Genomic DNA, 26,439 nt, shown 5'->3' with positions numbered 1-26,439 from the left:
CCCGCAGCCGAGGGTATCGACGGCGCGGCCGACGCGAGCCGTTTTCCGATCCACCCACCGAACCGTCGTACGATGCGGCCCGTCGGCTGAGTGACCGGTCAGCCGAACGTCCGTCTCTAGTAGAGCAGGTGGGGGCGGCGCCGCCGCTCGAACGCGGCCAGCTCGTCGGCCCAGGCCCCGACCACCTCGTCCACGTCCGCACCCGCGTCGATCATCGTGCGCAGGCGGGGCGAGCCGGTGAGCTTGTCGATCCAGAACGGCCGGGCGGTGTCCCAGGAGTCCTGCCGCCACGCGAACGCGGGATACCGATGGGCCTCGACGAGCATCGCCACGGCCGTGCGGATCGGGTCGTACACGGCGCGGTCGACCACCTTCACCTCGACCCCGGCGCAGAGCTTGTTGAGCAGCGCCGGCTTCTGACCGGCCGAGGTCGGCGTGAAGTACGCCTCCCGGAACTCCACCCCGGGCAGTCCACGGGCGTTGAGCCGGTCGCCCCAGTGGTAGTCGAAGTCCTCGGCCAGGCCGCCGATCAGCTCGAACGGCCGGCACGTGCCCCGACCCTCGGTGATCGAGGCGACCCCCTCGAACAGGCCGGTGCCCGGGTAGACCAGGGCGGTGTCCGGAGTGGGCATGTTCGGGCTGGGCATGACCCACGGCAGGTCGGTGTCGGCCGCCAGCGCGTCGCGCTTCCAGTGCCGGCACCGGACGACCTCCAGGTCGACCCGGCGGCCAACCTCGGCCGGCAGGAACTCCGCGTTGAAGTAGCGGGCCAGCTCGCCCACGGTCATGCCGTGCTGCTGGACGATCTCCTTCAGCCCCACACCAGAGGTGTAGGGGGTCGTCATCATGGGCCCGCGGGCGCGCCCGCCGATGGGGTTCGGCCGGTCCAGCACCACGTACCGGCGGCCGACCCGGGCCGCGGCGGCCATCGAGGTGTACATCGTCCAGATGTAGGTGTAGAAGCGGGCGCCGACGTCCTGGATGTCGAAGACCACCGTGTCGACGTCCGCCTCGGCATACATGCTCTCCCACCTGGCCTGCGAGGCGCCGTACGCGTCGTACACCGTGATGCCGGTGCGGGCGTCGATGCCGGTGCCCTCGCTGCCGCCGGCCTGCGCGGAGCCGCGGAAGCCGTGCTCCGGGCCGAACGCCGCGGCGATCCGGACCCGGCCGGAGGCGTGCATGAGGTCGACCAGGTGCCGGTACGCGGAGTCCACACCGGTCGGATTGGAGATCACGCCGACCCGCTCGCCGGCCAGCGCCGCGAAGTCGGACCGGACCAGCGCGTCGAGGCCGGTCTCGACCCGGCGGATGCCGGGTGCCGCCGCCCCGGGTGAACCGGGGCCCGCCGCCGCGACCGCTCCCGCGGTCACCGCACCCGCACCGGCCAGGAATCGTCTGCGTTCCACGGTCCACCTCCCGTCGGTTGTTCGAAACTTAGCTACACGTTGATGTCCCGTCAAGGAAGGTTAGCTACACGCAGGGGTGCCCGGGGCGGTGCCGGGACCGCCATACTGACCCGGTGTTCACCCTCGCCCAGGCCCGGCATCTGGTGGCCACCCTGCGCCCGCGCGTCGACGAGCTGATCCGGCTCCGCGCCGACCTCGCCGAGCTGCGCGCCGACCTGGCCCGGCACGGCACGAGCCCGCTGGGCGGCCGGGCCGAGGTCAAGGGGCTGGAGGCCCGGCTGCACGCCGTCGTCGACGAGCTGCACCAGCACGACATTCAGATCAAGGGCATCGCCCCGGTGCTGCTCGACTTTCCCGGTGAGCGCGACGGCCGCCCGGTGCTCTGGTGCTGGCTGGAGGGCGACACCGACGTGCGCTGGTACCACCGTGTCGAGTGCGGCTTCGCCGGCCGCCGGCCGGTGTGACCGGCGGGCCGGCTCACGCCGTGCGGGGTTTCCTGCCACACCCCGCGCGGGTCGTGGGTGCCGCGACCGCGGCGCTGCTGCTCACGCTGCCCGTGCTGACCGCCACCCGGTACGCGGGCTGGCGGGCGGACCTGCGCACGGTGACCACCGCGTCGGTTCTGGTGGCCGCGGCCGGCGCGTTCCTGCTGGCAGCCCGCTTCGGTGCCCGCCGTCCGCCCGGCCGGTTCCCGGTCCGGCTCGCCGTGGCGCTGGCCGGCGTCGGGCTGCTCGCCGCCGGTTACCTCGCGGCCGCCCACCTCTTCCACCGGCTGGTCGTGCCGGTGGCGGTCGACGGCGCCCCGGGTGCGCTGCCAGCACGGGGTCTGGTGCTCGCGCTGCTGGCCGGCGCGCTCGGCGTCGCCCTCGGCGCGCTGTGGCGGCGTCCGGCCGTCCTCGCGTCGCTGCTCGTGGTGCTGCTCGCCGGCGAGCTGGTGCTGCACGGGCCGGTCGGGTTCGGCCCGTTCTCGGCCGCCCGGTACTGGCTGTTCGGCGTCGGGCAGCCCCACGACATCCCGGGTTGCACGAGCGTGGTGCCGGCCGAGTGCGTGACGTGGACGTACCGGCACTGGCCCGCCGGGCTGGTCCTGGCCGGCGGCGTGCTGGTCGCGCTGCTGGCCGCCGCGCTGGCCGCACGTTGGCCGGCTAACGGGGACGCCGAGCCGGCCGAGCCAGCCGAGCCGACTGAGTCGGTCGAGCCGGCCGAGCCGGCCGGTCCCGCCGATCGCGACGCCGAGTCGGCCGGTGCGACCCGTACCGGCCCGAGCCTGTTCCGCCGGTACGCGCCCGCGGCCGGGCTCGTGGTCGCCGGGCTGGTGCTGGCGCCCCTGGTGATCGGGACGGGCGCGCAGCACGCCACCAGCGAGTTCGCCGAAAGCATCGGCACCTCCGCCCCGGTGGGCTCGCCGGCGGAGGTGCCCGTCCCGGCGCCCGGGCGGCTCGCCGTCTTCGCGGTGGGCCTGGAGGACGTCGGCGACTGCCGCGCCGCCTCGGCCGACGGCTCGCGCGTGGCGCTGTCGCCGGTGATCGGCACCGTTCGGTACGGCGACAGCGTGAGCTACCGCTGGGTGGGCACCTTCCGCCTGCCCACGCCGGGCCGGTGGACGGTCACCTGCGGTGGTGACGCGGGGGAGTACCTGGTGGCCGGCGTGCCCCGGGTCGGCGGGCTGGTCGGCCGGCTCGTGGAGGCGCCGCGCCCGGTGGGGTGGCTGCTCGGCGCGTCGCCCGGGCTGCTGGTCGCCGCGTACACCGCTGTGGGTCGGCGTCGACGGGGCTGACCGCGCCGCGGGCCGATCCCCGCCCGCCGGTGCCTTCGCCGGGTGAGGGCGGGTCAGCCGGCCGGGGCCGCGACGGCGAAGACCACCACGTTGTCCGTGTAGTGGCCACGCCGCCGGTCGAAGTCGCCACCGCAGGTGACCAGGCGCAGCTCGGGGCCGGGCGTCGGGCCGTACACGGTGGCGGTCGGGAACCGGTCCTTGCGGGTGCGTAGCGAACCGGTCACCCGGAACGCCAGCCGCTGCCCGCCGCGCCACACCTCGACCGTGTCGCCGGGGCGCAGCTCGCCGAGCCGGGCGAACACGGCGGGGCCGCGGCGCGAGTCGAGGTGTCCAGCGAGCACGGCCGGGCCGGGTTCGCCGGGGGCGGGGCCGCCGCCGTACCAGCCGGCCACGGCGAAGTCGGCCGGTGGCACGAGGGCGCCCGCGCGGTCCAGCCCGAGCACGGCGAGCGGGGAGTCGACCCCGATGCGCGCGACGCGTACCCGCGTGGGCTTCCCACCGGGCACGGGCCGCGACGGCGACGCGGTGGCCGACGGGCAGTCGCCCGCGCAGCCGGGCGACCACGACGCGGCGGGCGGAGCCCCGGCGGCGGCCTCGGTCGTCCCGGTGGCGGCGGGCGGCGCGGGGGTGGCCAGCCCGACCCCGGTCCCGGCGGCCAGGCCGAGCGCGGCACCGAACGCCACCAACGCCGTGACCGGCGTCCGGCGGCGCCGGTGCCGCCGGATCGCCGGGCTGCGCCGCCCGCTCACCAGGTGGTACGCCGCCGGCGCAGCAGCGCCAGGCCGGTGACCACCGCGAGCACCGCCAACCCGCCGGCGACCAGGGGGTACGCCCCGCGCCCGGCGGTGCCGCCCGCGCCGGTGTCCACCCCGCCGGCCGGCACGACCGTGCCGCCCTGGGCGTCGCGCCGTAGCTGGGTGGTGAGCCCGCCGTCCTTCGCATCGAGCACCAGGAGCGAGTAGACGGCTCCGCCGGTCAGCCGGACCTCCGCCTGCGTGGGAGGCCCGCCGCTGCCGGACAACCGCAGCCGCCAGCGGCCCGGCTCGACCAGTTGGTAGTCGGTGGTCGTGGCGAAGTGGACCCCGTTGGCGATGGTCGGCCCGTCGGCCGCGGCCACGTCGAGCACCGGCGCGCGTACCGAGGCCTGTACGACGCGGACCTTCGCCCGGCCACCGTCCGGCGCGCTGAGGTCGTCGTGCAGGACGCGCAGCCCGAGGTCGGCGTAGCGGCCCACACCGGCCACGGTGTACGCCTCGCCGCCGGTCACCGCGACCTCGGTGGTGAGCACCGGCGGGTCGCTGGCTGGCGCGCCCGCCTCCCGCATGGCCACCGCGTACCGACCCACGGGCAGCGGAAGGTAGTCGGAGACCACCCCGTAGCCCACGCCCGGGAAGACCTGCGGCTCGTCGGCGTCGGGCGCCGCGAGGTACACGTCGACGCTCGGGGTGTCGGGGGAGAGGTGGGCGAGCCGTACGTAGCCGACGGTCGCCGCGCTGGCCGGTGTGGCCGTGGTGGTCAGCAGGCCGGCGCCGAGCAGGAGCGCTCCGGCTCCGGCGAGCAGTCGGCGCGGCGCGGTACGGGGCAGGTGCATGTCGCCTCCGGGGTGCGTCCGGTCACGGGATGCGTCCGACCGACAGCGTCCCGTCGATGGGACTGACATGCAACTGTCACCGGCCCGACACGCCGCGAGGTCGCCGCGACACGCCGCCGGCGAGGCGGGGCGTCCGGCGGCCACGGGGAATTCGCCAGTAAGAATCTTTCATCAATAAATATTTAGTGATATCTATCTCCTACCGTCCCTGCTACCCCCGGAGTGCGACGTGCGGAGATCCCGTCTGGCAACGCTTGCCCTGAGCCTGGTCACCACCCTGTCCGCCGCGCTGGTCCTCGGCGCCGCGCCGGCACAGGCCGCCCCGAGCGACCACTACGTCGCCCTCGGCGACTCCTACTCCTCCGGCGTGGGCGCCGGCAGCTACACCGCCGAGAGCGGCTCCTGCCAGCGCAGCACCAACGCCTATCCGGCGCTCTACGCCGCCAACGTGCGACCCGCGTCGTACCGCTCGGTGGCCTGCTCCGGCGCCACCACCACCAGCGTCATCAACAGCCAGCTGTCGGCGCTCAGCGCCACGACGACGCTGGTCAGCGTGACGGTCGGCGGCAACGACGTCGGCTTCTCGAGCATCATGACGACCTGCGTGCTGTACGGCACCACCGAATGCGTGGCCGCCGTGCAGGCCGCCGAGGACAAGGCCCGGGCCGACCTGCCGACCCTGCTCCGCAACGTCTACACGGGAATCCGCAACCGGGCGCCCTCGGCCCGCGTCGTGGTTCTCGGCTACCCGGTCTTCTATCAGCTCAACACGATCTGCGTCGGGCTCAGCGACACGTCCCGGGCGAAGATCAACGAGGGGATCAACCTGGTGGACGACATCACCCGTACCGCCGCCCTCGCCGCGGGCTTCACGTTCGCCGACGTCCGGTCCCCGTTCGTCGGCCACCAGCTGTGCAGCTACGGGGAGAAGTGGCTGCACGCCCTGAACATCACCAACCTCGGCGTGTCCTACCACCCGACCGCTGCCGGCCAGTCCGGCGGCTACTACCCGGTGTTCCGCAACACCGCCGGCTGACCGACGGCCCCGGGGGTGGGTCGTACCCGCCCCCGGGACCGTCTGGCCGGTCGGCTCAGGCGGGGGAGCCGGCGGCGGCCAGCGCGGCCCGCACGGTGGCGGCGTCGGCCGGCTTCTCCCGATCCCAGTTCTGCGGGTCGGCGGCGTAGACGACCCCGTAGACCGGAGTGTCGGGTTGCTGGCGCCAGCCCTCGGCGAGCGGGCCGGCGTCCACCGCGTCGTAGCCGATCCGGTCCAGGAACGCGGTGGTCGCCGCCTTCGCGTCCGCGTCGTCACCGGCGATGGGCAGGGCGCTGCGGTCGGCCGCGCCCGCCGGCCGGGGCAGCGTCGCCAGGTGCCGGAAGTTGATGTTGTTGAAGACCTTGACCACCCGCGCGGTGGGCAGGTGGCGCTGGAGCAGTTCGCTGCTGGTCGTGGCGCCCGAGTCCAGCTCGGCGATCTGGCCGTCACGCTGCGCGTAGTAGTTGTTGGTGTCGAGCACGACCTTGCCGGCCAGCGGCTGCGCCGGCACGTCGCGGTACGCCTTGAGCGGGACGCTCACCACCACCAGGTCACCGGCCTCGGCCGCCTCCTGGACGGTCCCGGCCCGGGCCCGGGAGCCCAGTTCCGCGACGAGGTCGCGCAGCGTCTCCGGCCCGCGTGAGTTGCTGAGTACCACGTCGTAACCGGCGGCCACGGCGAGCCGGGCCACCGTACCGCCGATGTGGCCGCTGCCGATCAATCCCACAGTCGTCATGTCTGGTGCCAACTCCGTCCACGGTGACCACATTCCTGGCCGGTCACCGGCCGATCCACGCCGAGGGCGGGGTCGCGGCGGTGCGCGACCGGCCGCGGGGCCGCCGGCGCCGTCGGCCGGTCGCGCCGGAGGCCGTCCCGCCCACGCTATCGCCGCCAGATCGCCGATGTGCCAGCATCCGGTGCGACAGGAGCTCGCCACATCGGCGACGTGGTGTGGACCCCGGCGCGTGCGGTCGCCGGCGGCGAGTCAGGCCGCGGCGGGCAGCGCCTTCTCGACGGCGGCCCGCAGCTCGGCCGCGTCGGGCTGGACCGTCGGCGCGAACCGGGCCGCCACCGTGCCGTCCGGGGCCACGAGGAACTTCTCGAAGTTCCACCGGATGTCGCCCGTGTGGCCCTCGGCGTCCGGGGTGCCCACCAGCGCCGCGTAGAGCGGGTGCCGGCCGGGCCCGTTGACCTCGACCTTCTCCGTGAGCGGGAAGGTCACGCCGTAGTTGACCTCACAGAAGTCGCTGATCTCGGCGGCGGTGCCCGGTTCCTGGCCGCCGAACTGGTTGCACGGCACGCCGAGGACCACGAGGCCACGGTCGGCGTACTCCTCGGCGAGGGCCTGCAGGCCCGCGTACTGGGGTGTGAGGCCGCAGCGCGAGGCGACGTTGACCACCAGCAGGGCGCGCCCGGCGTACTGGGCGAGATCGGCGGGGCCACCGTTCAGGGCGCCGATCGGGATGTCGAAGACGGTCACGGGCCGAGGCTACCCCCGCCGTACGCCCGCTCCCGCCGCGACGTGACGAGCAGTGACGAGCGGCGGTGTTTCGAGCACCGCAAGAAATCGAAACATGCACATCTTGACGAAGTGATGACGTCGTGAGTAGCGTCTCCCCAACATTTGGAAAGTTTCCTAACTGTTTGGGAGCCGCCGCATGAAGAGATCGCTCCGCCGAGCCCTCTGGGCCGGCGCCGTGGTCACGCTGACCGCCGCGTTGGCGCCCGTCGCCAGCGCGTTCGGTGCCGGAAGCGTGACGACCACGTTCACGAAGGTGCAGGACTGGGGGACCGGTCACGAGACCCGGGTGACGATCACCAATGGCTCGGACGCCACGGTGAGCACCTGGCGCATCGAGTTCGACCTGCCGTCCGGCAGCAGCATCAGCAGCTCCTGGGACGCCGACGTGACCCGCAGCGGCAACCACTACGTGGCGGTCAAGAAGAGCTGGGCCGGTGGCCTCGCCCCGGGCGCGTCGTTCAACTGGGGTTACAACGGCAGCGGCCCGTACGCGGCGCCGCTGAACTGCACCATCAACGGCGCCTCGTGCGGCGGCGGCAGCACCCCGCCCACCACCACCCCGCCCACCACGACGCCGCCGACCACCCCGCCCCCCACCACGCCGCCGCCGACGACCCCGCCGCCGGACCCGGCCGGGAAGAAGGTCGTGGGCTACTTCGCCGAGTGGGGCGTGTACGCCCGCAACTACCACGTGAAGAACATCCACACGAGCGGCTCGGCCGCGAAGCTGACCCACATCCTCTACGCCTTCGGCAACACCACGGGCGGGCGCTGCTCGATCGGTGACAGCTACGCCGACTACGAGAAGGCGTACACGGCCGCGGACAGCGTCGACGGCGTCGCGGACACCTGGGACCAGCCGCTGCGCGGCAGCTTCAACCAGCTGCGCAAGCTCAAGCGGATGTACCCGAACCTCAAGGTGATCTGGTCGTTCGGCGGCTGGACCTGGTCCGGCGGGTTCACCCAGGCCGCGCAGAACCCGGCCGCGTTCGCCGAGAGCTGCTACAACCTCGTCGAGGACCCGCGCTGGGCCGACGTGTTCGACGGCATCGACGTCGACTGGGAGTACCCCAACGCCTGTGGCCTGACCTGCGACAGCAGCGGCCCGAACGCGTTCCGGAACGTGGTGTCCGCCCTGCGGACGAAGTTCGGCTCCAACGCCCTGGTGACGGCCGCCATCACCGCGGACGGCAGCAACGGGGGCAAGATCGACGCGACCGACTACGCGGGCGCGGCGCAGCACCTCAACTGGATCATGCCGATGACGTACGACTACTTCGGCGCCTTCAACCCGCAGGGCCCCACGGCACCGCACTCGCCGCTCACCTCGTACACCGGCATCCCGCAGCAGGGCTTCTGGTCGGACGCGGCGATCCAGAAACTCAAGGGCAAGGGCATCCCGGCCAGCAAGCTGCTGCTCGGCATCGGCTTCTACGGCCGGGGCTGGACCGGCGTGACCCAGGCCGCCCCGGGTGGCAGCGCCACCGGCGCCGCCCCGGGCACCTACGAGGCGGGCATCGAGGACTACAAGGTCCTCAAGAACAGCTGCCCGACCACCGGCACCGTCGGCGGTACGGCGTACGCCAAGTGCGGCAGCAACTGGTGGAGCTACGACACCCCCACCACGATCAACGGCAAGATGACGTACGCGAAGAACCAGGGCCTCGGTGGCGCCTTCTTCTGGGAGCTCTCCGGTGACACGGGCAACGGCGAGCTGATCGGCGCCATCAAGGGCGGTCTCGGCTGAGCCGTAGGCCGACGCACCACCCACACGGCGGGGAGGGACATGCACCGTCCCTCCCCGCCCGGCGTGTCTGCCGGAGTGTCGCGGGACACCCTCCCCGTCGCACAGGCCGATGTGACAGACTCGCCGCTCGGCATGTCTCGATGCCGCACCTGTCGAGGGGAGGGGTTGATGGGCGGAACGCACCGGAGGCTGGCGGGTGCCGCCGCCGCGCTCGCGATCCTGCCGCTCGTCCTGGCCGGGTGCGGCCTCGGCGGGTCGGACGAGGAGCCCGCCAAGCCCGACCGGGCGCCCGCCGAGGAGGCGTCCGCGAAGTCCCGCGAGCGGGTGCAGGCGTACCTCGACGCGATGATCGCCAAGGACGCGGCCGCCGGGCGCAGCCAGCTCTGCGCGACCATGCACGACGCCTTCGACGCGGCTGCCACCGGCCCGAACGGCGACTTCGCCGATCACTTCGAGGTGCCGCAGGCGGAGATCACGGACATCCGGTCCGGCCCGCACGGGCAGGAGGTGAACGTCTCGATCTCGGTCACCGCCGGCTCGCGCAAGGCCACCCGCCCGTTGGTGTTCACCGTCACCCGCGACGGCGCCGACTGGTGCATCGCCGGCGAGGCGCCCGCCACCGCCGCCACCAGCCCCACGGCCAAACCCGCGGCCTGAGCTGCGTCGATGCCGGCGGCGGGCCGGCGATCTCCCAGCTGCCGGAACGGTCCCCCTCGCCGACCACCTCCCCTGGCGGTCGCCGTAGGCTTTCAGTCATGCGCCATGAGTGGCATCAGCTGAGCCATCCGTCGGTGGACAGCCCCGGGCTCCAGACCAGTCGTCCGACCCTCGACTCCGAGGACGCGGCCCTCGGTCTGGACCGCTGGCGCGACCTGCCCCGCGCACAGACCCCGCCCTGGTCGGACCAGGCCACCGTGGCCGAGGTCTGCAAGGTGCTCGACACCGTGCCCTCGGTGGTCGCCCCCTACGAGGTCGACCAGCTCCGGCAGCGGCTCGCACTGGTCTGCGAGGGCAAGGCCTTCCTCCTGCAGGGCGGCGACTGCGCGGAGACCTTCGCCGACAACACCGAGAGTCACCTGCTGGCCAACGCCCGCACCCTGCTCCAGATGGCCATCGTGCTGACCTACGGCGCGTCCCTGCCGGTGGTCAAGGTGGCCCGGGTCGCCGGGCAGTACACCAAGCCCCGGTCGCTGCCGACCGACGCCCGGGGCCTGCCCGCCTACCGCGGTGACATGATCAACTCGCTGGAGGCCACGCCCGAGGCGCGGGTCGCCGACCCACAGCGCATGATCCGGGCGTACGCGAACTCGGCCGCCGCCATGAACATGCTTCGGGCGTACCTGGCCGGCGGGCTGGCCGACCTGCACGCCGTGCACGACTGGAACAAGGGGTTCGTGAAGAACTCCCCGGCCGGCGAGCGCTACGAGGCCATCGCGCGGGAGATCGACCGGGCGCTGGCCTTCATCCGGGCCTGCGGCCTCACCGACGACGACGCGCTGCGGACGGTCACCCTCTACTGCTCCCACGAGGCCCTCGCGCTGGAGTACGACCGGGCGCTGACGCGGGTGTCCGGCGGGCGGGCGTACGGGCTGTCCGGGCACTTCCTCTGGATCGGCGAGCGCACCCGCCAGCTCGACGGCGCGCACATCGACTTCATCTCCCGCATCGCCAACCCCATCGGCGTCAAGCTCGGCCCCACCACCACGCCCGACGAGGCGATCGAGCTCTGCGAGAAGCTCAACCCGGACAACGTCCCCGGCCGGCTCACCCTGATCAGCCGGATGGGCAACCACCGCGTACGCGACGTCCTGCCGCCGATCGTCGCCAAGGTCACCGCGGCCGGCGCCAAGGTGGTCTGGCAGTGCGACCCGATGCACGGCAACACGCACGAGTCGTCCAACGGCTACAAGACCCGGCACTTCGACCGCATCGTGGACGAGGTGCTCGGCTACTTCGAGGTGCACCGGGGCCTGGAGACCCACCCCGGTGGCCTGCACGTCGAACTGACCGGCGAGGACGTCACCGAATGCCTCGGCGGCGCCCAGGGCATCGAGGACCTCGACCTGCCCGACCGGTACGAAACCGCCTGCGACCCGCGACTGAACACCCAGCAGTCGCTGGAGCTGGCCTTCCTGGTCGCGGAGATGCTTCGTGGCTGACGCGAGGAGTGAGCTTGCGAGCCCCGCAGTTCGCAGCCGAAAGGATGATCGTGGCTGAACAGCTGATCGACCTTCGTTCGGACACCGTGACCCGGCCAACCCCCGGGATGCGGGAGGCGATGGCCACCGCCGAGGTGGGCGACGACGTCTACGGCGAGGACCCGACGGTCAACGCCCTGGAGGCCGAGGTCGCGGCGCTGTTCGGGCACGAGGCGGCGCTGTTCGCCCCCAGCGGGTCGATGGCCAACCAGATCGCCCTGCAACTGGTCGTGCCGCCGGCCAACGAGCTGCTCGCCGATGCCGACGCGCACGTGCTCACGTACGAGATCGGCGCCGCGGCCGCGTACGGCGGCATCTCGTCGCGGACGTGGCCGGCGGTCGGCGCGGACATCGACCCGGACGTGGTGGCGGGCATGATCCGGCCCGACGGATACTTCGCGGTCCCCACCCGGGCCATCGCCGTCGAGCAGACCCACAACCGCGGCGGCGGCGGGGTGATCCCGCTGGCCACCCTGCGTCAGCTGCGCCGCATCGCCGACGACGCGCAGCTCGCGCTGCACTGCGACGGCGCCCGCATCTGGCACGCCCACGTGGCCGACGGGGTGCCGCTGGTCGAGTACGGCCGGCTCTTCGACACCATGTCGGTCTGCCTCTCCAAGGGCCTCGGCGCCCCGGTCGGCTCGCTCGTCGTGGGCAGCGCCGAGAAGATCGAGCGGGCGCGGCTCGTCCGCAAGCGGATGGGCGGCGGGATGCGGCAGGTCGGCGTACTCGCCGCCGCCGGCCGGTACGCGCTGGCGCATCACGTCGAGCGGCTCGCCGAGGACCACGCCAAGGCCGCCCGGCTCGCCGAGGCCATCGCCCCGTTCGGCGTGCTCGCGACCGCGGCACGGACGAACATCGTGCCGCTGGACCTCACCAAGTCCCCGCTCGACGCCCACGCCCTGGCCGCCGCCGCGCGCGCCGAGGGCCTGCTGATCTCGGTGCTCGGCCCGCGTACCGCCCGGCTGGTCACCCACATGGACGTCGACGACGCCGCCATCGACAAGGCGATCGACACGCTCACCCGCGTCCTGCGCGCCTGACCGTTCTCGTTCGGCCTTTCCGCTCCGGTGATCAAGAGGTTTGCGTCGTCCGCGGCCCGGATCCTGACGCAAACCTCTTGATCACCGGGGCCCTACGGGCCGGGCGTCGCCAGCGGGCGGGGTCGTCGGGGGTGGTCAGCGGTGGAGGCGCTTGAGGGTGGCGATGTCCGCGGCGTGGCCCACGTGCTTCTCCGTGGGGGTCTCCACGACCACCGGCACCCCGGCGGTGGCCGGGTGGGCCATCAGCTCCGCGAACGCCGGCTCGCCGATGATGCCCTTGCCGATGTTCTCGTGCCGGTCCCGGGTGGAGCCGCACAGGTCCTTCGAGTCGTTGGCGTGCACCAGCCGCAGCCGGTCCGCCCCGACCGTGGCCACCAGGACGTCCAGGGTCGCCGTCATGCCGCCCTCGGCGGCCAGGTCGTGCCCGGCGGCCCAGGCGTGGCAGGTGTCGAAGCAGACGCCGAGCTGCGGATGCCGGTCCACCGCGTCCAGGTACGGCCCGAGGTGCTCGACCCGCGAGGCGAGCGACCGACCGCCACCGGCGCTCGGCTCGACCAGCAGCATCGGGCCGCCCGACGCGGCGGCCGAGTCGAGCAGCGGCAGCAGCGCCTCCCGGACCTGCCGCATCGCGGCCTCGGCGTGCCCGGCGTCGACCGCGCTGCCGGCGTGGAACACCACGGCCTCGGCGCCGATCGCGGCACCGCGCCGCAGCGCGTGGGCCAGGGTCTGCGCCGAACGCTCGACCGTGGCCGCGGTCGGTGAACCGAGGTTGACCAGCAGCGACGCGTGGATGAAGACCGGAATGCCCCGCTCGGCGCAGCCGGCCCGGAACAGCGCGTCCTGCGCCGGGTCGCCCGGCGGCAACGCCCAGCCGCGGGAGTTGGACACGTAGACCTGCACCACCTCGGCCTCGGCCGCGTCGAGGTACGGCAGGGCCGCCTTGGCCAGGCCGCCCGAGGTCGGCGTGTGCGCGCCGACCGGGCGGGCCGGGGTCAGGGGCATGTCAGAAACATCCGATCGTGATCTGGGTGCCCGGGGGCACCTGCGAGTTCTCGCCCGGGCTCTGGAACCGGACGACCGCGGCCGGGTTGAACTGGACCTGCACCGGGAAGCCCTGGCTCTGCAAGAGCTGCTGGGCCTGCTGGCACGGCAGGTCCACCACCCGGGGGACGACCACCAGCGGCGGGCCCTTGCTGACGTCGAGCTTGACCTGGGTGCCCTTCTCCACACCGGTGCCGTCGGCCGGGCTCTGGCCGAGGACCTCGTCCTTCGGCTTGTCCGAGTCCTTGTAGGTCTCGACCGCGACCAGGCCGAGCTGGGACAGGGCGTTCCGGGCGTCGGTGAGGCTCTTGCCGACCAGGTTGGGCACGCTGGCCGGCGCCTTCCCCTTGCTGAGGATCACCGTCACCTTGGCGCCCGGCTTGACCTCGGTGCCCACCTTCGGGTTGGTGTCCACCACCACCCCGGCGGGCAGGTTGTCGTCGTAGCGGGCCGCGCCCTTGACCACCGTCAGCTTCGCGTTGACGAGGTCGGCCTCGGCCAGCTCGAACTCCTTGCCCACCACGTCCGGCAGCGGGAACTGCTCCGGGCCGAGGGACAGCGTCAGGGTGACCGTGCCGCCCTTGACGATCCGGCTCGACGAGGCCGGGTCCTGGAGCAGGACGCTGTCCTTCGGGACCTTCTCGTCGTAGCGCGGCTCCCCGTACACCAGGGTGAGGCCCGCGCGCTCCGCGCGCGCCTCCGCGTCGGCCTTGCTGAGGCTCACCAGCTCCGGGGCGACCGTGTAGCGGCCCACCGAGAAGTACCAGCCGCCGACCGCCGCGACCAGCGCGAGCACCACCACGGAGGCGAGCACCGCCACCCGGCCCCGCGGATCGCCCATCACCCGGGCGCGCAGCTCCTGGAATTGGGACCAGAGGCCCGTGCTCTGCTCGGGCGCGGCCCGGCGCCGGCCGGCCCGCTGGCCGCCCTCGGGCAACCGGGCCCACGAGGGGCGCTCGGCCGGGCGTACCGCCGCGACCACCATGGTGGGCTGGGCCACCGCCGTGTCGTCGGCGACCCGGCGCAGCACCGCGGTGTGGCTGTTGGCGTTGCCCAGGTCGTCGCGCGCCACCTGCACCTCGGCCAGCAGCGCGCCCGCGTCGACGGGACGCGCGCCCGGATCGCGCCGGGTGGCCCGGGCGACCAGGGTGTCGAGGACCGGCGGCAGGCCGGGTACGAGGGTCGACGGGGCCGGCACGTCACGGTCGACGTGCTGCCACGCGATGTCGATGGGACGGCCGCCGTCGTAGGGCACGCGACCCGTGAGCATCTCGAACAGCACGATGCCCGCCGAGTAGACGTCCGTCCGCGGGTCGGCGTGGCCCTTCGTGACCAGCTCCGGAGCGACGTACGCCACCGTCGCCATGAGCTGGTTGCCGCTCTCCTCCTCGGCGCTCGCCTCGACGGCGCGGGCCAGGCCGAAGTCGGCCACCTTGACGACGCTGTCCACCAGGTTCGCCATGCCGCCCGTGGGCGCCTCGGCGACCAGGACGTTCTCCGGCTTGACGTCGCGGTGCACCACGCCGGACCGGTGCGCGGCGGCGATCGCGGCGAGCATCTGCTCGAAGATCGCCAGCGCCTCGTCGGGGTTGAGCCGCCGTCGCTCGGCCAGGACCTCGCGCAGGGTGCGGCCCCGGACGTACTCCATGACGAGGTACGGCAGACCGGCGTGGGTGCCCTGGTCGTAGACCGCCACCACGTTGGGGTGGGTGAGCCGGGCGATGGTCTTCGCCTCGTCGGTGAACCGCTCGACGAACCCGGCGACGCGCGCCCGGGCCTCGGAAGCCTGGGCCGGATGAATGATCTTGACGGCGACGGTGCGCTCGAGGCGCTCGTCCGTGGCGGTGTACACGGTCGCCATGCCGCCACGGGCCACGCGACCGCGAATGCGGTAGCGCCCGTCGATCAGCGAGCCCAGCAACGTGTCGGCGACCTGTGTGTCCATCGGCAGGGAGTCTATGTGTCCAGAGGGTGAGGGTTGAACAGGATGCTACAGCCGGAGGGCGACACACCCCGTCCCGCCGCGCTCGGCAACCCGCCGAACACCCGCCTGACCTGCCCGGACGTGCTGTTCCGGGTGGTCGGGGACGGGGTTCTGGTCGGGGTCGGTCGCCGGCGTCGGCGGTGTCCCGGGCCCGTGCCGGCGGGGTGGGCGGCGCCAGCGGTGTCCGGGCCCGTGCCGGGTCTGGTCGGGGTCGGCGGTGTCCGGGCCCGTGCCGGTCCCGGTCGGGTCGACGGCGTCGGCGGTGTCCCGCGTTGGTCCGGTCGGGTGGGCGGCGCCGGCGGCGTCTCGGGCCGAGTGCTGGCTGTGGCGATGGTGTGGTCGTGTCCGGGGCCGGTGCCGGTCCCGCTCGTGTGGACGGCGTCCCGGGGTGCCGGTGGCTCGCCGGCGTGACCGCGTGGCAGGGTGTTCGGGTGACCGAATCCGTACCCGCCGACCAGGCCGGGCCCGCCGACGCGGCGGGCTGGCTGACCCTGCCCGACGTCGCCGAGCGCCTCGACGTGTCGATCAGCAAGGTGCACCAGATGATCCGCGACCGGGAGCTGCTGGCGGTCCGCCGCGACGGTGTCCGCCGGGTGCCGGCCGACCTGGTGGCCAACCGCACCGTACTCAAGCACCTGCCCGGCGTGCTGAACCTGCTGGCGGACGCCGGGTACGACGACGAGGCCGCCCTGCGCTGGCTCTACGAGCCCGACGACACCCTCCCCGGCACCCCGGCGGCCGCACTCGGCGGCGACCAGGCCCGCGAGGTCAAACGCCGAGCCCAAGCCCTCGGCTTCTAACCCCCGCACCTCCCGCCTGCCGCCCCCGCCCCCGCTCTCTCCGCGGTGATCATGAAGTTATTGCCCTCGGCACCGGCGTGTCGTGACAATAACTTCATGATCACCGGGCCGGGCCGGGCCGGGCCGGGGCGGGGCGGGGCGGGCCGGGCCGGCCGGGCGGGCGGGGACCCGGGTGGGGCGGCGCCGGGTTAGTCGGTGCGGCGGGTGGCGGCGATGGCCAGGTCGACCAGCGCCTGGTGAGCCTCGGTGTCGAGGTCGACGGTGGCCAGCGCGGCCAGCGCCGTGTCGGTCAGCGTGTCGATCCGCTGCTCCGTACGGGCGAGGGCTCCGCTTGTGGTGATCAGCTCGCGCATCCGGGTCACGCCCGCCTCGGCCAGCGCCGGGTCGCCGAGACCGGCGAGGAGCACCTCGCGCCCGGCGTCGTCGAGCGCCTCCAGGGCCGCCGCCACCAGATAGGTGCGCTTGCCCTCGCGCAGGTCGTCCCCGGCCGGCTTGCCCGTCTGGGCCGGGTCGCCGAACACGCCCAGCACGTCGTCGCGCAGCTGGAACGCCTCGCCCAGCGGCAGCCCGTACGCCGAGTACGCCGCCCGGACGTCCGCCGGCGCGGCGGCCAGCGCGGCGCCGAGCAGCAGCGGCCGCTCGACCGTGTACTTCGCGGACTTGTAGCGGGCCACCTTGCCGGCCCGCTCCACCGAGGTGTCGCGGGTCACCTGGGTGAGGACGTCGAGGTACTGCCCGACCGTGACCTCGGTGCGCATCTCGTCGAAGACCGGACGGGCCCGGGCGACCGTGCCCGGGTCCAGCCCGGCGGAGTGCAGCAGCTCGTCGGACCAGACCAGGCAGAGATCGCCGAGCAGGATCGCCGCGGCGTCGCCGAAGCCGTCCGGGTCACCACCCCAGCCGGACCTGCGGTGCCGTGCGGCGAACCGCCGGTGCACCGCCGGCTCGCCGCGCCGCGTGTCGGAGCGGTCCATCAGGTCGTCGTGGATCAGGGCGCTGGCCTGCACCAGTTCCAGTGCGGCCAGGGCGGCCAGCACGTGGTCGTTGTCCACCCCGCCGGCGCCCCGGTAGCCCCAGTAGGCGAACGCGGGGCGGAGCCGCTTGCCGCCACCCAGCACGAACGCCTCGATCGCCTCCGCGAGCGGGGCCAGCGCGTCGTCGACACCGGCCATCCACACCCGCTGGTTGGCAAGGAACTCGGTGAGAGCCTTGTCGATCCTCTGGCGCAGGCCGGCGCGGTCGACCGGGGAGACGGGAGCAGCGTCAGTCACGCCAGAACGCTAGCCGGTCGGGTCGCGCATTTGGTACCCGCCGGTATCCGAAGGGCCGGCCCGATCCCGTGGACGCCTCCGGGCCGGGGACGCGGGAGGTCGGGGCAGGTACGGGCGGGCCGCCGCCACCAGCGCCGCGTGCCGCCGTACCGCGGGCACCCGCCGGTGGGTGGCCAGCCGGCGGCGTACGTCGGTGAGTTCGGTCACCGCCCGGGGCGACCCCGCGCGGACCGCGTCGACCAGCGCGGCGCCGGCCGCCTCGCAGGCGAGTTCCACCTCGCCGAGCTGGAGGTAGCCGCGCGCCAGCCAGCCGCCGTAGATCGCGGCGCGGCGGGGCCGGCCCGGCTCCCGGGTCACGCCCAGCAGCGCCTCGGCCCGCCGTGGCCGCCCGAGCGCCACGAGTGTCCGGCCGGTCATCGCGGCCAGCTCCGCGCCGTCGAGCCAGTAGAGCCATGGCGGCTCGCACAGGGGGTCGGGCGCCGTGGTGACCCGTTTGGCGGCGTCGAGGGCCCGCGCGCCGGCGTCCGGCCGGCCGCCGAGCGCGGCGGCGAGCGCCACCCGGTGCAGCAGCAGGGCGCGGAGGCCCGGGCTGGCCGACCGGCGGCTGCCCGCGTACGCCGTCCGGGCCAGCACGAGCGCCCCCTCCGCGTCGCCGGCCCCGGCGAGCAGGTGGCTGGCCGAGCCGAGCACGTGCCCGCCGAGGGCCGGATCCCCGGCCGCCGCCGCGGCGCGCAGCCCGAGACGGTACGCGTCGAGACCGCCGGCCGGGTCGCCCGCGTCGGCGGCGAGCCAGCCGGCGAGCTGGGCCGACTCGGCCAGCAGCGGCAGGAGCCGGCGGCGACCGGTCCGGCCGGACCGGGGCAGGGCGCGCGCCGCCCGGCCCAGCGCGGCCGCGCCGAGCGGGGCGAGGTCGGCGCCGCCCACGAGGTCGTCCAGGCGGCGTAACCCGGCCAGGTCGACGGGTCGCCCGGGGCGGGGGTCGCGGAGCGTACCCCCGATGGCGACCGACGGCCCGGGGCCGGCGGCCGGGTCGGACCCGGCGACCCCGAAGCCCGGCCCGGCGGGGTCGGGTCGGGCGACCGCGAGGCCCGGCCCGGCGACCAGCAGGGTGGCGTGGGGATCGGCCAGCCAGCGCTGGGCCAGGGCGAGCAGTGCCGCGCGGGAGCGACCGCCCCCGGCCGGTTCCGCGGAGGGCGGGGCGAGCCGCCGCGACCGCGCCGCAGCGTCCGTCAGCAGCTCGACCGGCGCGGCGAGGACCGCCGCGAGCCAGCGCAGCCAGAAGTCGCCCGGCAGCCGTACCTGCCGTTCCCAGCGGGACACCTCGTGCCGGCTGAGCGTGGGCACGCCGGCGGCGGCGCACAGCTCGGCGGCGAGGCGCCGCTGGCTCCAGCCGCGGGCCAGCCGGAGCTGGGTGAGCAGCGGCCCGAGCAGCCGCGGGCCGGCTGGCGGGGTCGAGGTCATCGGTCCCTCCGGTGGGAACGGGTGCGGCGCCGGCCGGACCGGCCGGACGGCGACGCTGACGTGGTGACCCCCGCGCGGACCCCCCGCGGAGACCGGACCACCACGGCCGGCTCCACCCGCGCTCCGTATGGATATCCCGGGGGTACGACGCTTTCCCGCGCGGCCGGGCACACCGACGCCCGAGGCCCACCCCACCGGGTCGACCCGCCCGCCACGGGATGGGAAGATCGTGGGACGGCGCGTCACGACCGCTAGAGTCGGAACGTGGCGCTCGGTCTCCCTTCGGTCCTCCCCAACCCCCAGCCGGCCATCGGGGAGCTGATCCGTGAGCGGCAGCCGACCTTCTCGTTCGAGTTCTTCCCGCCCAAGACGCCGGAGGGCGAGCGCCTGCTCTGGCAGGCGATCCGGGAGCTGGAGTCGCTGCGCCCGTCCTTCGTGTCGATCACCTACGGCGCCGGGGGATCGACCCGGGACACCACCGTCGCGGTCACCGAGCGGATCGCCACCGAGACCACCCTGCTGCCGATGGCCCACCTCACCGCGGTCAACCACTCCGTGGCCGAGCTGCGGCACGTGATCGGCCGGTTGGCCGGGGTCGGGGTGCGCAACGTGCTCGCGGTGCGCGGCGACCCGCCGGGCAACCCGGGCGGCGAGTGGGTGCGCCACCCCGAGGGCGTGCTGTACGCCGAGGAGCTGGTCCGCCTCATCCGCGACGCCGGTGACTTCAGCGTCGGCGTCGCGGCCTTCCCGTACAAGCACCCGCGCTCGCCGGACGTGGCCACCGACACCGCGCACTTCGTCCGCAAGTGCCGGGCCGGCGCCGAGTTCGCGATCACCCAGATGTTCTTCGACGCCGAGGACTACCTGCGACTGCGGGACCGGGTGGCCGCCTCCGGCTGCGACACCCCGATCCTCGCCGGTGTGATGCCGGTGACCCAGATGGGCACCATCGAGCGGTCCGTCCAGCTCTCCGGGGCGCCGTTCCCGCCCGCGCTCGCGGAGCGGTTCGCGCGGGTGGCGCACGATCCCGAGGCGGTACGCCGGCTCGGCATCGAGCAGGCCAGCGAGATGTGCGGCCGGCTGCTCGACGAGGGCGTGCCGGGCATCCACTTCATCACCCTCAACCGCTCGACGGCCACCCGTGAGGTCTGGCAGAACCTCCGGGTGGACGCGCGGATGTGAAGGTCCCCGCGACACCTGCGCCCGGCTGCGACGGTTGATCCGTGGTGGGCACACAGCTGAAGTGGGACGAGTACGCCACGGCCTGGGCGCGGCTGCACGGAGGTTTCGACCCCCGCTCGGCCGCTCCCGTGGTGCGCGCCTGGCTGCGGTTCGCGTACCACGTCGGGTACGTGCTGGGTCGGCTGCGGGTCGGCCCGACCGCGGTGACGGTGGTCGGCGTGCTGCTCTGCGTCTGCGTGCCGGTGTTCGCCGTACGACCGGAGGACGGGCCCTTCCTCGGTGCCCTGTTCGTGCTGCTCGCCGGCGTGGCCGACAGCGTCGACGGGGCGGTGGCGGTGGTGACTGGCCGCAGCACGCGGCTCGGTTACGTCTACGACTCGGTGGCCGACCGGCTCGGCGAGGCCGCCTGGCTGGTGGCGTTCTGGTTGGTCGGGGCGCCGGGCGCGCTGGCGGCCGCGGCCGGCGCGCTGTCCTGGCTGCACGAGTACGTACGCGCCCGGGCGGTCTCCGCCGGCATGCGGGAGATCGGCGCGGTGACGGTGGGGGAGCGCCCGACCCGGGTCCTGGTGGCGCTGGGCGGGCTGCTGGTGGCCGGGCTCGCCGGACTGATCGATCCGGATCTCGCGGCCGGCACCATCACCATGGCGACGGCCGTCTGGGTGCTGCTCGCCGGCTTCGGCCTGGGCCAACTCCTGGCCGCCGTCCGCCGTGCGCTCCTGGAAGCACCCTAACCCCCGCGATCTTGCACCTTCTGCCCCGGCATACCGCCCCAAAAGCCACGATCCAGGGGCCGAAACTGCAAGATCGCGGGGAGAAGGAGAGGGTGCCGCGAGCTACGCGGGGCCGATCTCGGTGGCGACTATCTCGGCGGAGAGGGTCACCATCGGCAGGCCGCCGCCGGGGTGGCTGGAGCCGCCGACCAGCCACAGCCCGTGCACCGGGCCACGGTTGGCCGGCCGGAGCAGGCCGCCCGCGGTGCCGTAGATCGCCCCGCCCGGCGCGCCGGTCGCCGCGTCCAGGTCGGCCGGGGTGCGGATCTCCCGGAACAGCAGCCGGTCGCGTACGTCCACGCCACGCGCGGCGAGCACGTCGAGGACCCGATCGGCGTACGCCTCGGCGAGCCCCGGGCGGCGCCAGTCCACGGCGCCCGTCGAGTTGCCCTGCCGGGGCGCGTTGACCAGCACGAACCACGCCTCGTGCCCGTCGGGCCGGACCAGCGGGTCGTCGGCCACCGTGACGAAGACCGTCGGGTCGGGCGCCGGCCGGGCCCGTACGCCCCGGCCCGGGTCGCCGAAGACCGCGTCGAACTCGGCGTCGTAGTTGCCCGGGAAGAACACGCTGTGGTGGGCCAGCCCGGAGGAGCCGGTCACTCCGAGCAGCAGCACGAAACCGGCGAGGCTGCGGTCGGTGAGCCGAGCCAGCCGGCGCGGGTTGGGCAGCAGGTCCCGGTAGAGGGTGAGCGCGTCGCAGTTGGCCACCACCGCGTCGGCCGGGACCGGCACGGCGGCGCCGTCGAGGCGTACGCCGTGGACGCGGCCACCCGCGGCGTCGATGCGGGTTACCGTGGCGCCGGTCTGCACGACCACGCCCAGGTCCAGGCAGCGCGACAGCAGCGCGTCGGCGAGGGTGGCCAGCCCGCCCCGCAGGTACCAGCCGCCGTACGTCAGTTCGGCGTACGGGACGGCGGCCAGCGCGGCCGGGGCGCGCCGCGGGTCGGCGCCCGTGTAGGTGGCGTAGCGGTCGAGCAGCATCCGCAGCCGCGGGTCGGTGAGGTGCCGGCGGCCGAGCCCGCGCAGCGTGCGGCCGGGCGCGATGGCGGCCAGGTCGCCGAGCCGCCAGGCCAGCGCGGCGAGGTCCCGGGGCGAGTCGACGGGGCGGCGCAGCACGTCCCGGGAGGAGGCGGCCCACACCCGGGCGGCCCGGCGCCACAGCCGCTGCCAGTCGGCGGCCGCCCGGTCACCGAGCGCCGCGCCGATCCGGGCGGCGAACTCGGCCGGGTCGGCGCAGGAGTCCAGGGTCGTCCCGTCCGGGAACACGTGCCGGACGATCGGGTCCAGCGGGACGGGGTCCAGGTACTCGTCGAGCTTCGCCCCGGTGGCCTCGAACAGGTCGGTGAAGACGTCGGGGAGTGTGAGCAGGCTCGGCCCGGTGTCGAAGTGGAATGCGCCGGCGGGGGTGTCGCGCACGTGGCGGCCCAGCTTGCCGCCGACCGTGTCGGCCCGCTCGAAGACGGTCACCTCGTGCCCGATGGCGGCCAGCCGGGCGGCGGTGGCCAACCCGCCCACGCCGGCGCCGACGACCACGATCCGCGCCATCCCGCGCCTCCTAGCTGACCGGGCGGCCCCGCCAGGACAGCAGCCGCCGCTTGCGCAGATGGTACGACCGCAGGGTCAGCCAACCGAGTAACCCGACCGACACGGGGTGTGCCAGCGCGTCGGGCCACCACCGGCCCCCGGTGGCCCGGGCCGTGACCACCCGCCCGGCCGCCCCCAGCAGGTACGCGGCCAGCGCGACCAGCGCCGCCGGGACCGACCCGGCCGCGAGCGCCGCCACCGCCAGCAGCGGCGGCGCGGTGTAGAACAGGAGCAGCAGGGCCACCACCACGGTCGCGGCGGCCGGGTGCCCGAAGGTGGCCCAGAGCGACTTCGAGTAGCCGTCGCGCAGCTGCGGCCAGTCCGCGTACATCCGGCAGTCGGCCAGCCGCGAGCCGTCGGCGAGCGCGACCCGGCCGCCGGAGCGTTTGACGGCGCGGGCCAGCTCGATGTCCTCGAGGATCCGGTCGGCGACGGCGCCGTGGCCGCCCGCCCGCAGGTAGCCGGCCCGGTCCATTACGAGGAACTGCCCGCCGGCCGCGGCCAGCGACGGCCGCGACGAGCGTTCCACGGCCCGCAGCGGCAGGAAGGTCAGCCACAGCCACTGCAACAGCGGCTGGACCAGCCGGTCGGCCGCCGTCGCCACCACGATCCGGGGGTACGGCGACAGCAGCGCCGCGCCCGCCGCGCGCAGCTCGGCGACGGCCGCCGCCACGGCGTGCGGGGCGAGCACCACGTCGGCGTCGACGAAGACCAGCGCGGTGGCCGCCGGGTCCGCCCGGGTGGCCAGCTGCCAGCAGGCGTACGGCTTGCCCAGCCAGCCCGGTGGCGGGGGCGCCCCGGTGAGCAGGGTGACCCGCGGATCGTCGCCGGCGATCGTACGGACCACGTCGGCCGTGCCGTCGGTGGAGCCGTCGTCGAGCACCACGATCCGCAGGTCGGACACGTCCCGCTGGGCGAGCAGCGCCCGCAGGCACGGGCCGACCCGCGCGGCCTCGTCGCGCAGCGGCAGCAGCACCGCCACCGGCTCGGCCACCCCGGCCGGGGGCGCGGCCGGCCGGCGCAGCCAGCGGGTGGCGTTGACCAGGGTGTGGCCGGTCAGGACGGCGACGCCCAGGGCGAGCGCGACCAGGTACGTCACGCCGCCGCGTCCACACCGGAGCGCTGCGGTCGCGGCTGCGGGCGCCCGCCGCCCGGCCACCGGGGCCGCGCCAGCGCGACCGCCAGCGGCACGGCGGTCACCCCCATGCCGAGCGCGCCCCACAGCGCCGACGCCGGCAGGCCCAGGAAGACCGCGTGGGCCAGCACGCTGGAGGCGTACGTCCAGAGGTAGAGCGCGAGCATCGGTGCGTCCCGGCCGTCGGTGGCGCCCGCGGTGGCCCCGGCGAGGGGCCGCAGCGCGCTCATGAGCAGCACCGCGAAGAGCAGCCACCCCAGGTAGTTGCTGACCGGGACGCCGGGCAGGCCGGGCAGGGCCGGGGTGGCGTCCCGCCAGCGCCAGTAGCCCTCGGCGACCATCTGCGGATCGAGGAACAGGTCCCAGGCGGCGAGTCCCACGGCGGCCAGCGTGACCCGTACGGCCGCGAGCCGGCCCGCGGACGGACCCGCCGACCCGGCGGGCGGCGTGGTGAGCCGCACCGCGGCCAGCCAGGCCGGCCAGGCCATCCACGTCCAGGCCAGCGGGATGATCAGCGGTACGCCGGCCAGCTTCGGCCCCAGCTCGCCGGAGTAGTCGTAGCCGCCGAACGGCACGCCGGTGGCCACGCCCACGGCCTCGACGGCGAACCCGCCCCCGGTGGCCACCGCGACCAGCGCCGCGGCGGCCCGTGGCCCCCGGCTGAGCAGGGCGTGACCGACCGAGAGCAGGTAGCCGAGGACGACGGTCGCCACGGTGAGCCGCGCCCGGGTCGTGCCGGCGGTCAGCGGGTAGCAGATCTGGGCGAGCACCAGGACGGCCAGCAGCGCCCAGGGCAGTCGCCGCCGGATCATGCGGCGGGTTGCTCGAGTGGGAGGTCCCGGCCGAGCACGCCGAACGGCCGCTCGTCGCCCGGGAAGTGGAAGTCGCGCAGCAGGTCCACGAAACCGAACCGGCGGTACAGCCGCCAGGCCCGCGACGTCTGTTCGTCGGCCTCCGGGGTGGACAGCAGCGTGGTGGCCCCCTCGGCCATGCTGAGCAGGGCGCGCAGCTGCCCGGCGCCCAGGCCGTGCCCCTGCGCCGCCGGGCGGACGTGCAGCTCGACGACCTCGAAGCAGTCGGTCAGCCAGCGCCGCCGGGCCGCCGGGTCCAGTGCCCGCTGCACCTGGTCGTGCCACCACTGCCCCGGCGCGCCGAGGTAGCCGTACCCGAACCCGGCGAGGTGCCCCTCGCTGGTGAGGCTGGCCACGGCACGGAACCCGGGCCGGCGTACGTGGGTGGCGATGTACCCGCGCCGGGCCTCCAGCAGGTCGGTCCGGTAACCCATCGCCTCGCCGTAGACGGCCACCACGTCGTCCAGCCGTCGGACGAGATCGTCCGGGGTCCACCGCACCAACCTCATGCCCACCCACCTCTCGTGTCCCGGTCGTCGTCCGCGACCCAGCCCAGCACCGTGCGGTCACCGACCACGTCGCGCACCTCGAACCGCGCGAACAGCTCCTCGGCGTACCAGCCCTCGGTGGGGGTCCGCGTGATCGCCGAACGGTGCTCCGGGTGACGGTACGCGAACGCCACGAGGTCCGCCGGGGCACGCCACACGCTCACCGTGCCCTGCCAGCCGAGCGGCGCCTCGCCCACGCCGAAGCGGGCCAGCAGCCCGGGCGCGGTGCGCAGGGCGGCGGCCACCGGCGGGACCGCCCGCCAGAAGGTGACCGCCCGGCGGGGTCGCAGCCGGGCGCGGGTCAGCGCCAGCACCGGGCCGTCGACCCGGCCGCCGGACGGCTCGCCGAACGGGCGCCGACGCGACCACTCGCCCCGGCTGCTCAACGGGCGCAGGTCGACCCGGACGGCGGAGCGGGCGATCCGGGCCCAGGCCCGGCCGACGGGCGTGGCGTCGAAGCCGGCCGCCGCGGCGGGGGAGTCCCAGACGGTCAGCGCCGCCCACCGGGTCGGGTCGGCGTCCCCCGGCCCGAAACCGGTGCCCGTCCCGGTGCCGAGCAGCTTGGCGAACCGTACGCCCGGGGTGGCGCGCAGGCGGCGCGGATCGACCGCCATCCGGGCGAGCGCCCGGGGCAGCGCGGCCGGCCCGGTCCGCCACACGTGCAGGGTGACCAGGCCTGGGACGGCGGTCACGCCGCCGCTCCGCCGCGCGACGGCCGGCCGCCGCGCCGGACGGTGCATGCGCTCCGCTCGCTCACGCCACCTCGGCCGGGGCGCCGCCGGTGATCCGCAGCAGCTCGGTGTAGGTCGTCGGGAAGACCGCCTGGGGCACGCCGCCGGCGGCCCAGATCTCGTGGTACGCGGCCAGCGCGGTGTCCACCAGCGTGCGCAGCGGTCGGGGGTGCCCGAGCGGGGCCACGCCGCCGATCGGCTGCCCCGTGTGGTCACGGACGAACTCCGGGGTGGCCCGGCGCAGCCGGGTGACCCCGATCGACGCGGCCAGGCCGGCGGTGTCCACGCGGTGCGCGCCGGAGGTGAGCACGAGCAGGGGCGCGCCGTCGGCCTCGAAGATGAGCGAGTTGGCGATCTGGCCGACGCCGACGCCGAGGGCCTCGGCGGCCGCCGCCGCGGTGTGCACCGCCTCGGGCAGCAGGCGTACGGCGCTGGGGGCGCCGGACGCGTCGCGCGCGTCCGCGCCGGCCAGCGCGTCCTGTACCGCCCGTACGTTCGGGTGTGGCTGCATGCGGTCATTCTCGCTGGTCGGTTCCGGGCGGCTCCGCCCGGCCACGCCGCACCCACCCCCTCGACGGGATCACCTCTCCACCAGCCTGGCGGAGCGGCGCGTCACACGTTGCATTTTCGTCGGAGGGGAGGTGTACTGTCAGCAGTAGTTAGAACGAGTGTTCGATTGCCTCGAACGTTCGTTCCAACCTCCCCGGAGCGGTGTTTCGCGGCGCGGCTCCGGGCCGGTGCGGCACCGCGGGCCGCAC

General features: G+C 74.8%; 25 protein-coding genes. 10 read left to right on the top strand and 15 right to left on the bottom strand.

Annotated features, from left to right (window positions below; translation table 11 throughout):
- Positions 1–116: 116 nt before the first annotated feature.
- The gene (locus D7193_RS14105) at positions 117–1,409 is read right to left on the bottom strand and encodes an exo-beta-N-acetylmuramidase NamZ family protein (RefSeq protein WP_120779927.1); all 1,293 of its coding nucleotides are present in this window, start codon (positions 1,407–1,409) and stop codon (positions 117–119) included.
- A 113-nt stretch (positions 1,410–1,522) separates the two neighbouring features.
- Here D7193_RS14105 and D7193_RS14100 point away from each other — a divergent pair, with 113 nt between their 5' ends.
- Together D7193_RS14100 and D7193_RS14095 are read left to right on the top strand one after the other, a co-directional pair.
- Positions 1,523–1,873: a DUF2203 domain-containing protein gene (locus D7193_RS14100; protein WP_120779926.1), complete on the top strand. Its 351-nt coding sequence runs from the start codon at positions 1,523–1,525 to the stop codon at positions 1,871–1,873.
- 20 nt (positions 1,874–1,893) lie between these two features.
- Positions 1,894–3,186 (top strand): hypothetical protein, encoded by a 1,293-nt coding sequence (locus D7193_RS14095; protein ID WP_147434382.1) that lies wholly within the window; start codon positions 1,894–1,896, stop codon positions 3,184–3,186.
- A gap of 53 nt (positions 3,187–3,239) precedes the next feature.
- Here the strand turns inward: D7193_RS14095 and D7193_RS14090 are convergent, their stop codons facing one another.
- A complete protein-coding gene (locus tag D7193_RS14090) occupies positions 3,240–3,935 on the bottom strand; it encodes a class F sortase (protein WP_241562980.1) in 696 nt (231 codons plus the stop codon).
- Entirely contained in the window at positions 3,932–4,777 is an 846-nt protein-coding gene (locus D7193_RS14085) for a DUF4397 domain-containing protein (protein WP_120779924.1), read from the bottom strand. Before D7193_RS14085 ends, D7193_RS14090 begins: the two co-directional genes overlap by 4 nt.
- Positions 4,778–5,006: 229 nt before the next feature.
- On the opposite strand from D7193_RS14085, the gene D7193_RS14080 reads away from it, so the two are divergent.
- Positions 5,007–5,813, top strand: coding sequence for an SGNH/GDSL hydrolase family protein (locus D7193_RS14080; RefSeq protein ID WP_120779923.1), 807 nt, complete (start codon positions 5,007–5,009; stop codon positions 5,811–5,813).
- Between the two features lie 55 nt (positions 5,814–5,868).
- On the opposite strand, the gene D7193_RS14075 is transcribed toward D7193_RS14080, so the two are convergent.
- Together D7193_RS14075 and D7193_RS14070 are read right to left on the bottom strand one after the other, a co-directional pair.
- Entirely contained in the window at positions 5,869–6,549 is a 681-nt protein-coding gene (locus tag D7193_RS14075) for an NADPH-dependent F420 reductase (protein ID WP_120779922.1), read from the bottom strand.
- A 249-nt stretch (positions 6,550–6,798) separates the two neighbouring features.
- Complete coding sequence (locus D7193_RS14070) at positions 6,799–7,293, bottom strand: glutathione peroxidase (protein WP_120779921.1); 495 nt, start codon at positions 7,291–7,293, stop codon at positions 6,799–6,801.
- Positions 7,294–7,471: 178 nt separating this feature from the next.
- On the opposite strand from D7193_RS14070, the gene D7193_RS14065 reads away from it, so the two are divergent.
- The 4 genes from D7193_RS14065 to D7193_RS14050 all read left to right on the top strand — a co-directional run bounded on the left by D7193_RS14065 (position 7,472) and on the right by D7193_RS14050 (position 12,323).
- Positions 7,472–9,082: a glycosyl hydrolase family 18 protein gene (locus D7193_RS14065; RefSeq protein ID WP_120779920.1), complete on the top strand. Its 1,611-nt coding sequence runs from the start codon at positions 7,472–7,474 to the stop codon at positions 9,080–9,082.
- 168 nt (positions 9,083–9,250) lie between these two features.
- Complete coding sequence (locus D7193_RS14060; RefSeq protein WP_120779919.1) at positions 9,251–9,739, top strand: hypothetical protein; 489 nt, start codon at positions 9,251–9,253, stop codon at positions 9,737–9,739.
- Between the two features lie 98 nt (positions 9,740–9,837).
- Positions 9,838–11,241 carry a class II 3-deoxy-7-phosphoheptulonate synthase gene (locus D7193_RS14055; RefSeq protein WP_120779918.1) on the top strand — a complete coding sequence of 468 codons (1,404 nt, stop codon included), beginning with the start codon at positions 9,838–9,840 and terminating at the stop codon, positions 11,239–11,241.
- 62 nt (positions 11,242–11,303) lie between these two features.
- Positions 11,304–12,323: a threonine aldolase family protein gene (locus D7193_RS14050; RefSeq protein ID WP_120780400.1), complete on the top strand. Its 1,020-nt coding sequence runs from the start codon at positions 11,304–11,306 to the stop codon at positions 12,321–12,323.
- A gap of 135 nt (positions 12,324–12,458) precedes the next feature.
- Here the strand turns inward: D7193_RS14050 and D7193_RS14045 are convergent, their stop codons facing one another.
- Together D7193_RS14045 and pknB are read right to left on the bottom strand one after the other, a co-directional pair.
- A complete protein-coding gene (locus tag D7193_RS14045; RefSeq protein ID WP_120779917.1) occupies positions 12,459–13,325 on the bottom strand; it encodes a deoxyribonuclease IV in 867 nt (288 codons plus the stop codon).
- A 1-nt stretch (position 13,326) separates the two neighbouring features.
- On the bottom strand, positions 13,327–15,309 hold the full coding sequence (gene pknB / locus D7193_RS14040) for a Stk1 family PASTA domain-containing Ser/Thr kinase (RefSeq protein ID WP_120779916.1): 1,983 nt from the start codon (positions 15,307–15,309) through the stop codon (positions 13,327–13,329).
- A 470-nt stretch (positions 15,310–15,779) separates the two neighbouring features.
- Between pknB and D7193_RS14030 the strand changes: the two genes are divergently transcribed.
- Positions 15,780–16,148: an Rv2175c family DNA-binding protein gene (locus tag D7193_RS14030; protein ID WP_120780399.1), complete on the top strand. Its 369-nt coding sequence runs from the start codon at positions 15,780–15,782 to the stop codon at positions 16,146–16,148.
- Between the two features lie 188 nt (positions 16,149–16,336).
- Here D7193_RS14030 and D7193_RS14020 read toward each other — a convergent pair whose 3' ends face one another.
- Both D7193_RS14020 and D7193_RS14015 read right to left on the bottom strand, forming a co-directional pair.
- Positions 16,337–17,419: a polyprenyl synthetase family protein gene (locus D7193_RS14020; RefSeq protein ID WP_120779914.1), complete on the bottom strand. Its 1,083-nt coding sequence runs from the start codon at positions 17,417–17,419 to the stop codon at positions 16,337–16,339.
- Between the two features lie 9 nt (positions 17,420–17,428).
- Entirely contained in the window at positions 17,429–18,880 is a 1,452-nt protein-coding gene (locus tag D7193_RS14015; RefSeq protein ID WP_187356254.1) for a helix-turn-helix domain-containing protein, read from the bottom strand.
- A gap of 264 nt (positions 18,881–19,144) precedes the next feature.
- Between D7193_RS14015 and metF the strand changes: the two genes are divergently transcribed.
- Together metF and D7193_RS14005 are read left to right on the top strand one after the other, a co-directional pair.
- On the top strand, positions 19,145–20,062 hold the full coding sequence (gene metF / locus D7193_RS14010; RefSeq protein ID WP_120779913.1) for a methylenetetrahydrofolate reductase [NAD(P)H]: 918 nt from the start codon (positions 19,145–19,147) through the stop codon (positions 20,060–20,062).
- A gap of 41 nt (positions 20,063–20,103) precedes the next feature.
- Positions 20,104–20,793: a CDP-alcohol phosphatidyltransferase family protein gene (locus D7193_RS14005; RefSeq protein WP_120779912.1), complete on the top strand. Its 690-nt coding sequence runs from the start codon at positions 20,104–20,106 to the stop codon at positions 20,791–20,793.
- A gap of 102 nt (positions 20,794–20,895) precedes the next feature.
- Here D7193_RS14005 and D7193_RS14000 read toward each other — a convergent pair whose 3' ends face one another.
- The 6 genes from D7193_RS14000 to D7193_RS13975 are packed head-to-tail and all read right to left on the bottom strand — an operon-like array spanning position 20,896 to position 26,192.
- Positions 20,896–22,377 (bottom strand): phytoene desaturase family protein, encoded by a 1,482-nt coding sequence (locus D7193_RS14000; protein ID WP_120779911.1) that lies wholly within the window; start codon positions 22,375–22,377, stop codon positions 20,896–20,898.
- Positions 22,378–22,387: 10 nt separating this feature from the next.
- The gene (locus D7193_RS13995; protein WP_120780398.1) at positions 22,388–23,515 is read right to left on the bottom strand and encodes a glycosyltransferase family 2 protein; all 1,128 of its coding nucleotides are present in this window, start codon (positions 23,513–23,515) and stop codon (positions 22,388–22,390) included.
- The gene (locus D7193_RS13990; RefSeq protein WP_120779910.1) at positions 23,512–24,363 is read right to left on the bottom strand and encodes a carotenoid biosynthesis protein; all 852 of its coding nucleotides are present in this window, start codon (positions 24,361–24,363) and stop codon (positions 23,512–23,514) included. Before D7193_RS13990 ends, D7193_RS13995 begins: the two co-directional genes overlap by 4 nt.
- On the bottom strand, positions 24,360–24,911 hold the full coding sequence (locus tag D7193_RS13985) for a GNAT family N-acetyltransferase (RefSeq protein WP_120780397.1): 552 nt from the start codon (positions 24,909–24,911) through the stop codon (positions 24,360–24,362). The genes D7193_RS13990 and D7193_RS13985 overlap by 4 nt, the downstream gene beginning before the upstream one ends.
- Positions 24,908–25,690 carry a monooxygenase gene (locus tag D7193_RS13980; protein WP_120779909.1) on the bottom strand — a complete coding sequence of 261 codons (783 nt, stop codon included), beginning with the start codon at positions 25,688–25,690 and terminating at the stop codon, positions 24,908–24,910. Before D7193_RS13980 ends, D7193_RS13985 begins: the two co-directional genes overlap by 4 nt.
- Positions 25,691–25,703: 13 nt before the next feature.
- The gene (locus D7193_RS13975) at positions 25,704–26,192 is read right to left on the bottom strand and encodes a YbaK/EbsC family protein (RefSeq protein WP_120779908.1); all 489 of its coding nucleotides are present in this window, start codon (positions 26,190–26,192) and stop codon (positions 25,704–25,706) included.
- Positions 26,193–26,439 lie beyond the last annotated feature (247 nt).

Source organism: Micromonospora costi, from assembly GCF_003626655.1.
Taxonomy (GTDB): domain Bacteria; phylum Actinomycetota; class Actinomycetes; order Mycobacteriales; family Micromonosporaceae; genus Micromonospora; species Micromonospora costi.
Note: the sequence above shows the minus strand (reverse complement) of the source record. Positions and strands in the feature narration are given on the sequence as shown.

Coding starts and splice junctions, on each gene's coding strand:
- D7193_RS14085 (WP_120779924.1), bottom strand. CDS start 4,777: ATGCACCTGCCCCGTACCGCGCCGCGCCGACTGCTCGCCGGAGCCGGA.
- D7193_RS14000 (WP_120779911.1), bottom strand. CDS start 22,377: ATGGCGCGGATCGTGGTCGTCGGCGCCGGCGTGGGCGGGTTGGCCACC.
- D7193_RS13980 (WP_120779909.1), bottom strand. CDS start 25,690: ATGCACCGTCCGGCGCGGCGGCCGGCCGTCGCGCGGCGGAGCGGCGGC.
- D7193_RS14055 (WP_120779918.1), top strand. CDS start 9,838: ATGCGCCATGAGTGGCATCAGCTGAGCCATCCGTCGGTGGACAGCCCC.
- pknB (WP_120779916.1), bottom strand. CDS start 15,309: ATGGACACACAGGTCGCCGACACGTTGCTGGGCTCGCTGATCGACGGG.
- D7193_RS14060 (WP_120779919.1), top strand. CDS start 9,251: ATGGGCGGAACGCACCGGAGGCTGGCGGGTGCCGCCGCCGCGCTCGCG.
- D7193_RS14075 (WP_120779922.1), bottom strand. CDS start 6,549: ATGACGACTGTGGGATTGATCGGCAGCGGCCACATCGGCGGTACGGTG.
- D7193_RS14015 (WP_187356254.1), bottom strand. CDS start 18,880: ATGACCTCGACCCCGCCAGCCGGCCCGCGGCTGCTCGGGCCGCTGCTC.
- D7193_RS13985 (WP_120780397.1), bottom strand. CDS start 24,911: ATGAGGTTGGTGCGGTGGACCCCGGACGATCTCGTCCGACGGCTGGAC.
- D7193_RS14065 (WP_120779920.1), top strand. CDS start 7,472: ATGAAGAGATCGCTCCGCCGAGCCCTCTGGGCCGGCGCCGTGGTCACG.
- D7193_RS13975 (WP_120779908.1), bottom strand. CDS start 26,192: ATGCAGCCACACCCGAACGTACGGGCGGTACAGGACGCGCTGGCCGGC.
- D7193_RS13990 (WP_120779910.1), bottom strand. CDS start 24,363: ATGATCCGGCGGCGACTGCCCTGGGCGCTGCTGGCCGTCCTGGTGCTC.
- D7193_RS14045 (WP_120779917.1), bottom strand. CDS start 13,325: ATGCCCCTGACCCCGGCCCGCCCGGTCGGCGCGCACACGCCGACCTCG.